Below are 9,196 nucleotides of genomic sequence, written 5' to 3'. Positions count from 1 at the left end.
GGAAGCGGTGGACGCGCTGCGCGGGCAGGGCTTCCGGATCTGCGCGGACGGTGTCGGGGACGGGGATGTGCCTCTGCGGCTGCTCTCGGACCTCGCGCCCGGCCTGGTCAAGCTGGACGCGTCGCTGCTGACGCGACCGGCGGTGGTGCGGTCGATGCGGACGCTCTGCGACGAGATGGGGGCGCTCCTGGCCGTGGAGGGCGTGGAGACCGAAGGGCAGTACGCGGCAGCAGTGGCGGCCGGGTCACAACTGGCGCAGGGCGAGCTGTTCGCGCCGCCGGCCCGACTGCCCGCCGCGGACGTCTACGTTCCGCCCCGCTCCCCCGCCGAGACGGTGGCACCGGGCTCGGGGCCGTCGGTGCGAGAGTTCGTCCGGCCCGCCGCCCTGCTGCCCGCCAGCGCGTCCGCGGGGCAGGTGCGCGCCCTGCTGACCGGGTCACCGGACGTGTCCGGGGTGCTACTCGTGGACACCGCCGGCGTGCCGGTCCGGTCGGTGCACCGCTCCCGCTTCCTGCTGTCGATGTCGGGGCGGTACGGACACGCCCTGTACGCGGACCGGCCCGCGGCCAGGCTCGGTGATCCGCCGCGGACGGTGGGCGTCGACGCCCCGGCCTGGGAGGTGCTGGATGTGGTGGCGGTCGGCGAGCGGGAACGCACCTCGGACGACGTGGCCGTGGTGGACGCGCACGGGCGGTGCGTGGGGGTCGTGCGGCTCGCGGATCTCGTGCGGGCACTGACCGAGACGCGGGTGGAGGAAGCGGCGGGACTCAATCCGCTGACGCGTCTGCCCGGCTCGGACGCGATCACCGGCGAGGTGGACCGGCGGATCGCGGCCGGGCGGGCGTTCGCGTTGAGCTGGCTGGACGTCGACCACTTCAAGCAGGTCAACGACGGGGCCGGGTTCGCGGCGGGCGACGAGCTGATCCGGGCGGTGGGCCGGGCGCTGCAACAGGCCGCGACGGATGGCGCGCGGGTGGGGCACATCGGCGGGGACGACTTCCTGCTGGTCGCTGATCCGGACGGTCTCGATCCGCTGGCCGCCTCGGTGCTGGACGCCGCCTGGTCGGCCGGGGGCCGTCCGGTCACGCTGTCGCTGGCGACGGTGCTGTGCGCGCCGGGCAGCGTGAGCGACCACCGCGGGGCCGCGGCCTGCCTGGCACCGTTGAAGAATGCGGCGAAGGCGCTGCACGGGGCGAGTTGGGTGCTGGGCCGGGCGGGCATGCCGGGCCATGAGACCCGCCGGGGCTCGCCGTCGACGCCGGAGCCGGCGCATGCGTCGGCCGCGGCGTCGACGTCAGAGTCGGCATCGGCATCGGTGGGCTGCGGTACGGCGGCCGGGTGGGGCGCAGGGCGTCTGAGGTTGAGGGAGACCGCTGAGCCGGGAGCACCGGACACGCATAGCTGCGGCGCTGTGGAGGTCGTGCACGGGCGCGGTGGTGACCGGCCGCAATGCCCCTCCGCGGAGGCCAGGGCCCCGCGGCACTCCTGCGGTTGAGAAACCTCCAGGTCAGGTGGATCCTGGACACGAGCAAGCGAGGAGTCGGGTGCCGCCGCGTTTTCGCCCTTGGCGGAGCTCTGCGGAGGCCGGACACCATCAGCCAAGCCTCGCGCGTCGCACCGAGGCCCGCGCGGGCCATAACAGAACAACGACCCGACCGGGCGCCGTCACGGCCGAGCAACCGGCGAGTCCGCACGGCGCGAACCCGGTGGCCGTCGGAGGCCGTCAACCGTTGCGGTCGGCGACCTTGACGCCTTCTGGGTGCCGGTGAACACTTCCGGTGTCAGTCGACATCGCCGTACATAGTCGGCGCATTCCGGCACTGCGGCGCGTGGGCGCGCCGACGCCAAGGCCCCTTCCCCCACGGGCGATTCGGCTGCGGCGGCACGCTCGGCGCGAATGCCGGGCGGGGCGCGGGATCTCCCTGCCTTCGGCTGAAGGAGCCGCGGGAGGCGCACCCTGCAGGTGAGGACGGGACCGTTCGCCCTGGGCCAAGGCTGAGGAGCAGCCATGACTAACGGAGACATTTTCGTCGGCGAGATGATCGGCACGGCGATTCTGGTCCTGTTCGGTGCCGGCGTGTGTGCCGCCGTCACCCTGAGATTCTCGAAGGCACGCGCCTCCGGGTGGATCGTGATCGCCTTCGGCTGGGGCTTCGGCGTGCTGGCCGGCGCGTACACCGCCGCTCCCCTTTCCGGAGGGGTCGTCAACCCCGCCGTCACCTTTCGGCCTGGCCGTCGGCACCGGCGTGTGGAGCAAGGTCTGGGTCTACCTGCTGGGTCAGATGACCGGCGCCATGATCGGTGCCGTCCTGTGCTACCTCGTGTACTACGCCCAGTTCGCCTCCAACGTGCGGCAGACGGGCACCCCGGAGGGCACGGCGGACGAACCGGTTCCGACGCTCGGGATCTTCTCGACCATCCCGGAGATCCGGAACCCGATCGCCAACCTGGTCACGGAGATCCTCGCCACGATTGCGCTGGTGTTGCCCATCCTGGCCCTGGTCGGCCAGGACAGGCACGTGGAGGGCGTCGGCATCGGACTGGTTCCCGGGGGCGGCGGCATCTACGGCTCCGGTATCGCGATCCTGCTGGTGTCTCTGCTGGTCGTCGGCATCGGCCTGTCCCTGGGTGGTCCCACCGGTTATGCGATCAACCCGGCGCGCGATCTCGGTCCGCGCATCATCCACGCCATCCTGCCGATCCCGAACAAGGGCACGTCCGACTGGGGCTACTCGTGGATTCCCGTCGTCGGACCACTGATCGGCGGCCTGCTGGGTGGCCTCATCTACAACGCAGCCTTCTGAACCAGCCGAAGGGGTAGCCATGACGGACAACTCCGCGAAATACGTAGCAGCCATCGATCAGGGCACCACATCGAGCCGCTGCATCGTCTTCAACCAGGACGGCGCGATCGTCGCCGTGGACCAGCGCGAGCACCGCCAGATCTTCCCGAAACCCGGCTGGGTGGAGCACGACGCCACCGAGATCTGGTCCAAGGTGCAGGCGGTGGTGGCGGGAGCGCTCGCCAAAGCCGGTCTGAGGGCCGACCAGCTGAGCGCGATGGGAATCACCAACCAGCGTGAGACGACCCTGCTGTGGGACCGAGTGACCGGCAAGCCGGTGCACAACGCGATCGTCTGGCAGGACACGCGGACGGCGGCGCTCTGCAACCAGCTGGGCGGCTCGGACGGGCAGGATCGCTTCCGTGAGCAGACGGGTCTGCCGCTGGCCACCTACTTCTCCGGGCCCAAGGCGGCCTGGCTGCTCGACAACGTGCCCGACCTCCGGGCGCGTGCCGAGCGGGGCGAGATCGCCTTCGGCACGATGGACTCCTGGCTGATCTGGAACCTCACGGGCGGGACGGACGGCGGGCAGCACGTCACCGACGTGACCAACGCCGGGCGCACCATGCTGATGAACCTGGAGACCCTCCAGTGGGACTCCTCGATCCTCTCGGCGATGAACGTTCCCGAGGCCATGCTGCCCGAGATCCGGTCCTCCTCCGAGGTGTACGGCACCGCCGTGGGCCAGCTCGCCGGGGTCCCCGTGGCCTCCGCACTGGGCGACCAGCAGGCCGCTGTGTTCGGCCAGGCCTGCTACGACGTGGGCACCGCGAAGAACACATACGGCACGGGCAGCTTCCTGCTGCTCAACACCGGCAGCCGTCCGGTGCCGTCGAAGAGCGGTCTGCTGACGACGATGGGATACAAGATCGGCACCGAGGCGCCGGTCTACTGCCTTGAGGGGGCGATCGCCATCACGGGCGCGCTGGTCCAGTGGTTCCGGGACCAGCTCGGCATCATCCGGACGGCCGACGAGATCGAGCCCCTGGCGGCGAGTGTCGAGGACAACGGTGGCGCGTACATCGTGCCGGCGTTCTCGGGCCTGTTCGCGCCGTACTGGCGCTCCGACGCGCGGGGTGTGATCACGGGACTCACCCGGTACGTCACTAAGGCGCACCTCGCGCGCGCGGTGCTGGAGGCGACGAGCTGGCAGACGCGCGAGGTCGTGGACGCCATGTACCAGGACTCCGGTGTGCACATCACGACCCTCAAGGTCGACGGCGGCATGACGAAGAACAACCTGCTGATGCAGCACCAGTCGGACGTGCTCGACGTGCCGGTGGTGCGGCCCAAGGTCTCCGAGACGACCTGCCTGGGTGCCGCGTACGCGGCCGGTCTGGCCACCGGTGTGTGGAACGACCTGGACGAGCTCAAGGCGCACTGGCAGAAGGACGTCGAGTGGACGCCGAACATGGAGGCGTCGGTACGGGACCGCGAGTACCACAAGTGGCGCAAGGCCGTGGAGAAGAGCTTCGGCTGGGAGGAGGACGGCGACTGACCACGCGCGCGTGGTGCGTCGCTACGGCTGCGGCCCGTACCCCGGTCGACGGGGGTACGGGCCGTGCTCGCCGGTCCTCGGTGTCAGCCGGTCACGGCCTCGCGGCGGTCGGCCGCGTACGCCATGGCGTGCTGAACGACGCCGATGAGTGCTTCCTTGACCGATTCGCGGTCCCGGGCGTCGCACATCAGGAGCGGCACCTCCTCGTCGAGGTCGAGGGCCTGACGGACGTCCTCGATCGGGTAACGGGGAGCGCCCTCGAAGCAGTTGACGCCCACGAGGAAGGGGATCGAGCGCCGTTCGAAGTAGTCGACGGCGGCGAAACAGTCCTCCAGACGGCGGGTGTCGACGAGCACGACGGCACCGAGCGCGCCCTCGGAGAGCTCGTCCCACATGAACCAGAACCGCTCCTGCCCGGGCGTGCCGAAGAGGTACAGCACGAGGTCCTCGCGGAGGGTGATGCGGCCGAAGTCCATGGCCACGGTCGTGGTGTTCTTGCCTTCCACGCCGCTGGTGTCGTCGACCGGGCGCCCGGCCTCGGTGAGCAGTTCCTCGGTGCGCAGCGGCCTGATCTCGCTGACCGCGCCGACGAGCGTGGTCTTGCCCACGCCGAAGCCGCCGGCCACCAGGATCTTGAGCGTGACGGGCTCGACCGGAGGCTTGCCGCGCTCAGAACGCCCGAAGATCATCGATTTCTTCTCCTGCTTGATGGGGGTCGGGCGACGGCGGGCCGTAGCCTCCGCCGCCTGGGGTTTCGATGACGAGTACGTCGCCGGTGACGAGGTCCGCGGAGTCGCTGCCGCCGAGTGCGGTCACCGTGCCGTCTGCGTGCTCCACCCGGTTGGCGCCGAGAGCGCCCGGCTGACCGCCCGCCATGCCGTACGGCGGGACCCGGCGGTGCTGGGAGAGGGTGGAGACGGTCATGGGCTCGAGGAAGCGGATGCGGCGCACGGCGCCGTCCCCGCCGTGCCACCGGCCGGCGCCGCCGCTGCCGCGTCGGACGGCGAACTCCTCCAGGCGTACGGGCAGTCGCCACTCCAGAACCTCGGGGTCGGTGAGGCGGGAGTTGGTCATGTGGGTCTGGACGACAGGTGCGCCGGGAAAGCCGTCTCCCGCGCCGGAGCCCGAGGCGACGGTTTCGTAGTACTGGTGGCGTTCGTTGCCGAAGGTGACGTTGTTCATGGTCCCGGAGCCCTCGGCCTGGACGCCGAGCGCCGCGTAGAGGGCGCCCGTGACGGCCTGGGAAGTCTCCACGTTGCCCGCGACGACGGCCGCGGGCGGCTCGGGGGCGAGCAGGGAGCCGGGCGGGACGCGGATGCTCAAGGGGCGCAGACAGCCGTCGTTGAGGGGGATGTCGTCGTCGACGAGGGTGCGGAAGACGTACAGGACGGCCGCGTTGACGACCGAGAAGGGGGCGTTGAAGTTGGTGGGCAGCTGCGCGGACGTGCCGGTGAAGTCGATGGTCGCGGACCGGTTCTCGCGGTCCACGCGCACGGCCACGCGGATGACGGCACCCGCGTCGGTCTCGTAGGCGTAGTCGCCGTCGTCGAGGGCGTCGATGACCCGGCGTACCGCCTCTTCGGCGTTGTCCTGGACGTGCCTCATGTAGGCCTGGACGACGTCGAGGCCGTAGTCCTCGATCATGCGGCCTACCTCGTCGACGCCCTTGCGGTTGGCGGCGATCTGGGCGCGCAGGTCGGCGAGGTTGGTCTTCGGGTTGCGGGAGGGGTAGCGCGCCTCGGTGAGGAGGCGGAGGGTCTCGGCCTCGCGGAAGCGGCCGTCCTCGGCGAGCAGCCAGTTGTCGAAGAGGACGCCTTCCTCCTCGATGGTGCGGCTGCCCGCGGGCATGGAGCCGGGGGCGATGCCGCCGATCTCGGCGTGGTGGCCGCGTGAGGCGACGTAGAAGAGGATCTCCGGATCCCTTGCCGAGCCACTCCTCTCGTCACTCCCCGAGCCACTCCTCGCATCACTCTCCGTGTCGGCAGACGGTGCGGTGCCGAAGACCGGCGTGATCACGGTGACGTCGGGCAGATGGGTGCCGCCGTGGTACGGGTCGTTGACGGCGTAGGTGTCGCCCGGGCGCATACGGGGGCCGCGCCGGCGGATGACCTCTTTGACGCTCGTACCCATGGAGCCCAGGTGGACGGGGATGTGCGGGGCGTTGGCCACCAGATTTCCGTCTGGGTCGAAGAGCGCGCAGGAGAAGTCCAGGCGCTCCTTGATGTTGACGGACTGGGCGGTGGATTCGAGGCGGGCGCCCATCTGCTCGGCGATCGACATGAAGAGGTTGTTGAAGACCTCAAGCAGAACCGGGTCGACTTTCGTGTCGAGATCGGAACTCTGTGTAACGGCGGCGCGTTCCATGACCAGATGCCCGTCGTCGGACGCCGCGGCCTGCCAGCCGTCGTCGACGACGGTCGTGGAACTGGTTTCGGTGATGATCGCCGGACCGGTGACGGTGTCGCCGGGGGGAAGGTCCTCGCGGCGGCGGAGAGGCACGTCGCGCCAGGCGCCGCCCGTGTGGAGGCAGACGGTCCGGGGCGCTGCGGAGCCGCGGTCGGGGCGGCCGCCGGGGTCGGGTCGCCTCGGGGCAAGAGCAGAGAGATCGGGGGGTTCGGTAATGCCGGTGGCTTCGACGGAGAGGGCTTCGACGACGATCGGGCGGTCGAGCGTGAAGGAGTACGTGGCGCGATGACGTTCTTCGAAGGCCTGTCGCATCGTGCCCGGCTCGGTCAACTCGACGGTGAGGGTGGTGTCCGTGCCGTCGTAGCGGAGTTCCGCGCGGCGGGTGACCTCGATGTGCTCCTCGGGGACGTCCTCGGCGAGGAGTTCGGCGCGGGCCGCCGCTTCCAGGTCCTCGGCGGTCTTGAGGACGCCGGGCATCGAGGCGGCTGCCAGGGGTGCCTCGACGGACTGCTCGCGCATGGCGGTGGTGTCGGCGAGGCCGATGCCGAGTGCGGAGAGGACTCCGGCCATGGGCGGTACGAGGACGGTGCGGATGCCGAGGGAATCGGCGACCTTGCAGGCGTGCTGGCCGCCGGCACCGCCGAACGTGGTGAGGGCGTATCGGGTGACGTCGTGGCCCTTCTGGACGGAGATCCGCTTCACGGCGGACGCGATGTTGGCCACGGCGATCTGCAGGTAGCCCTCGGCGACCTGTTCCGGCGTGCGGTCGTCGCCGGTCTGCTCGCCGATCTCGCGGGCGAGGGCGGTGAAGCGGTCCCGGACGAGTGCCTCGTCGAGGGGCTCGTCGCCATCCGGTCCGAACACCTTCGGGAAGTGGGCGGGCTGGATCCGGCCGAGCATGACGTTGGCGTCGGTGACGGCGAGCGGTCCGCCGCCCCGGTAACAGGCAGGTCCCGGGTCCGCACCCGCCGAGTCCGGCCCTACGCGGTAGCGGGAGCCGTCGAAGTGCAGGACGGAACCGCCACCGGCGGCGACGGTGTGGATGTCCAGCATCGGGGCGCGCAGCCGGACGCCGCCGATCCGGCTGGTGAAGACGCGCTCGTACGCGCCTGCGAAATGGGAGACGTCGGTGGAGGTGCCGCCCATGTCGAAGCCGATCACGCGATCGAAGCCGGCGAGCTGCGACATCCGGGCCATGCCGACGATGCCGCCGGCCGGCCCGGACAGGATGGCGTCCTTCCCGCGGAACTTCCCGGCCTCGGTGAGGCCGCCGTTGGACTGCATGAACATCAGCCGTACGCCTTCGAGCTCGTCGGCGACGTGGCGGACGTAGCGGTGCAGCACGGGCGAGAGGTAGGCGTCGACGACGGCGGTGTCTCCGCGGGGGACGAGCTTCATCAGGGGGCTGGCCTCGCTGGAGAGCGAGATCTGCGGAAATCCGATGCGGGCGGCGAGCTCCCCGACAGCCTGTTCGTGGGCCGGGTGAAGGTGGCTGTGCATGCAGACCACCGCGACGGCGCGGATCCCGTCGTCGTACGCCTCCTGAAGCGGCCCGGCGAGGGCGTCCAGGGCGGGCGCGCGCAGGACGGTGCCGTCGGCGGCGATGCGCTCGTCGACCTCGACGACCCGTTCGTAGAGCAGCTCGGGCAGGTCGATACGGCGGGCGAAGATGCCAGGGCGGTTCTGGTAGGCGATGCGCAGGGCGTCTCGGAAGCCGCGGGTGATGAGCAGCAGGGTGCGCTCGCCCTTGCGCTCCAGGAGGGCGTTGGTGGCGACGGTGGTCCCCATGCGCACGCTCTCGACGGGGTCACCGGAGCCGGCCAGCAGGCTGCGGACACCCTCGACCGCGGCGTCGGCGTAGCGTACGGGGTTGTCCGAGAGCAGCTTGTGCGTGAGCAGCCGGCCGTCCGGGCGCCGGGCGACGACGTCGGTGAAGGTGCCGCCGCGGTCCACCCAGAACTGCCAGCCAGTCACGTCAGTACCCCGCTTCCGCGCTGCTCACAGCGCCCGGAGGCCGTTGATCACGTCGCGCAGAATACTCTCGTCCGGCAGCTCGGCCGGGGGTACGGGCCGGTTCACATGGACGAATTCCCCGTCCACGAGATCTCCGACGAGGACCCGTACCACTCCGATCGGCAGGTCGAGTTCCGCTGCGAGTTCGGCGACCGACTGCGGGATGTCGCGGCACAGTTCGACGATATCCACGTGCTCCGGGGAGAGCATGTGGTCCGCTTCCGGATCGTCCGCATGCGGCTCCGCGACCACGACCGCGATCAGGTCCAGGCGGTGCTGGCCCTGGCTGCTGGTGCGGCCGCGGGTCATGGCGTACGGGCGGACGACCGGTCCGGCCTCGTCCCCGGCCCTTGGTGGTCTGCCAGGCCTGCTCGGTGTGCATGGCGTCCAGGGCCCACTGCTGGGCGCGGATGCCGTCGGCGTGCGCGGTGGCGGC

General features: G+C 70.7%; 5 protein-coding genes and 1 pseudogene. 3 read left to right on the top strand and 3 right to left on the bottom strand.

Features of this window, described 5'->3' with window-relative positions; all coding sequences use genetic code 11:
- The 3 genes and pseudogenes from ABZ281_RS24145 to glpK form a co-directional block, all read left to right on the top strand.
- Nucleotides 1-1,495: GGDEF domain-containing protein (locus ABZ281_RS24145; RefSeq protein ID WP_356658573.1), on the top strand; the 1,495-nt coding region annotated here is incomplete at its 5' end.
- Between the two features lie 513 nt (nt 1,496-2,008).
- Nucleotides 2,009-2,804, top strand: a pseudogene (locus tag ABZ281_RS24140) (MIP/aquaporin family protein).
- A gap of 19 nt (nt 2,805-2,823) precedes the next feature.
- A complete protein-coding gene (glpK, locus tag ABZ281_RS24135) occupies nt 2,824-4,341 on the top strand; it encodes a glycerol kinase GlpK (protein ID WP_356658571.1) in 1,518 nt (505 codons plus the stop codon).
- 83 nt (nt 4,342-4,424) lie between these two features.
- On the opposite strand, the gene ABZ281_RS24130 is transcribed toward glpK, so the two are convergent.
- The 3 genes from ABZ281_RS24130 to ABZ281_RS24120 all read right to left on the bottom strand — a co-directional run.
- Nucleotides 4,425-5,030, bottom strand: a complete 606-nt coding sequence (locus ABZ281_RS24130; protein WP_356658569.1) for an ATP/GTP-binding protein — start codon at nt 5,028-5,030, stop codon at nt 4,425-4,427.
- Nucleotides 5,011-8,721 carry a hydantoinase B/oxoprolinase family protein gene (locus ABZ281_RS24125; RefSeq protein ID WP_356658567.1) on the bottom strand — a complete coding sequence of 1,237 codons (3,711 nt, stop codon included), beginning with the start codon at nt 8,719-8,721 and terminating at the stop codon, nt 5,011-5,013. Before ABZ281_RS24125 ends, ABZ281_RS24130 begins: the two co-directional genes overlap by 20 nt.
- A 24-nt stretch (nt 8,722-8,745) precedes the next feature.
- Nucleotides 8,746-9,196: DUF742 domain-containing protein (locus ABZ281_RS24120; protein WP_356658565.1), on the bottom strand; the 451-nt coding region annotated here is incomplete at its 5' end.

The organism is Streptomyces sp. NPDC006265 (assembly GCF_040613555.1).
In the GTDB taxonomy this organism is placed as follows: domain Bacteria; phylum Actinomycetota; class Actinomycetes; order Streptomycetales; family Streptomycetaceae; genus Streptomyces.
Note: the sequence above shows the minus strand (reverse complement) of the source record. Positions and strands in the feature narration are given on the sequence as shown.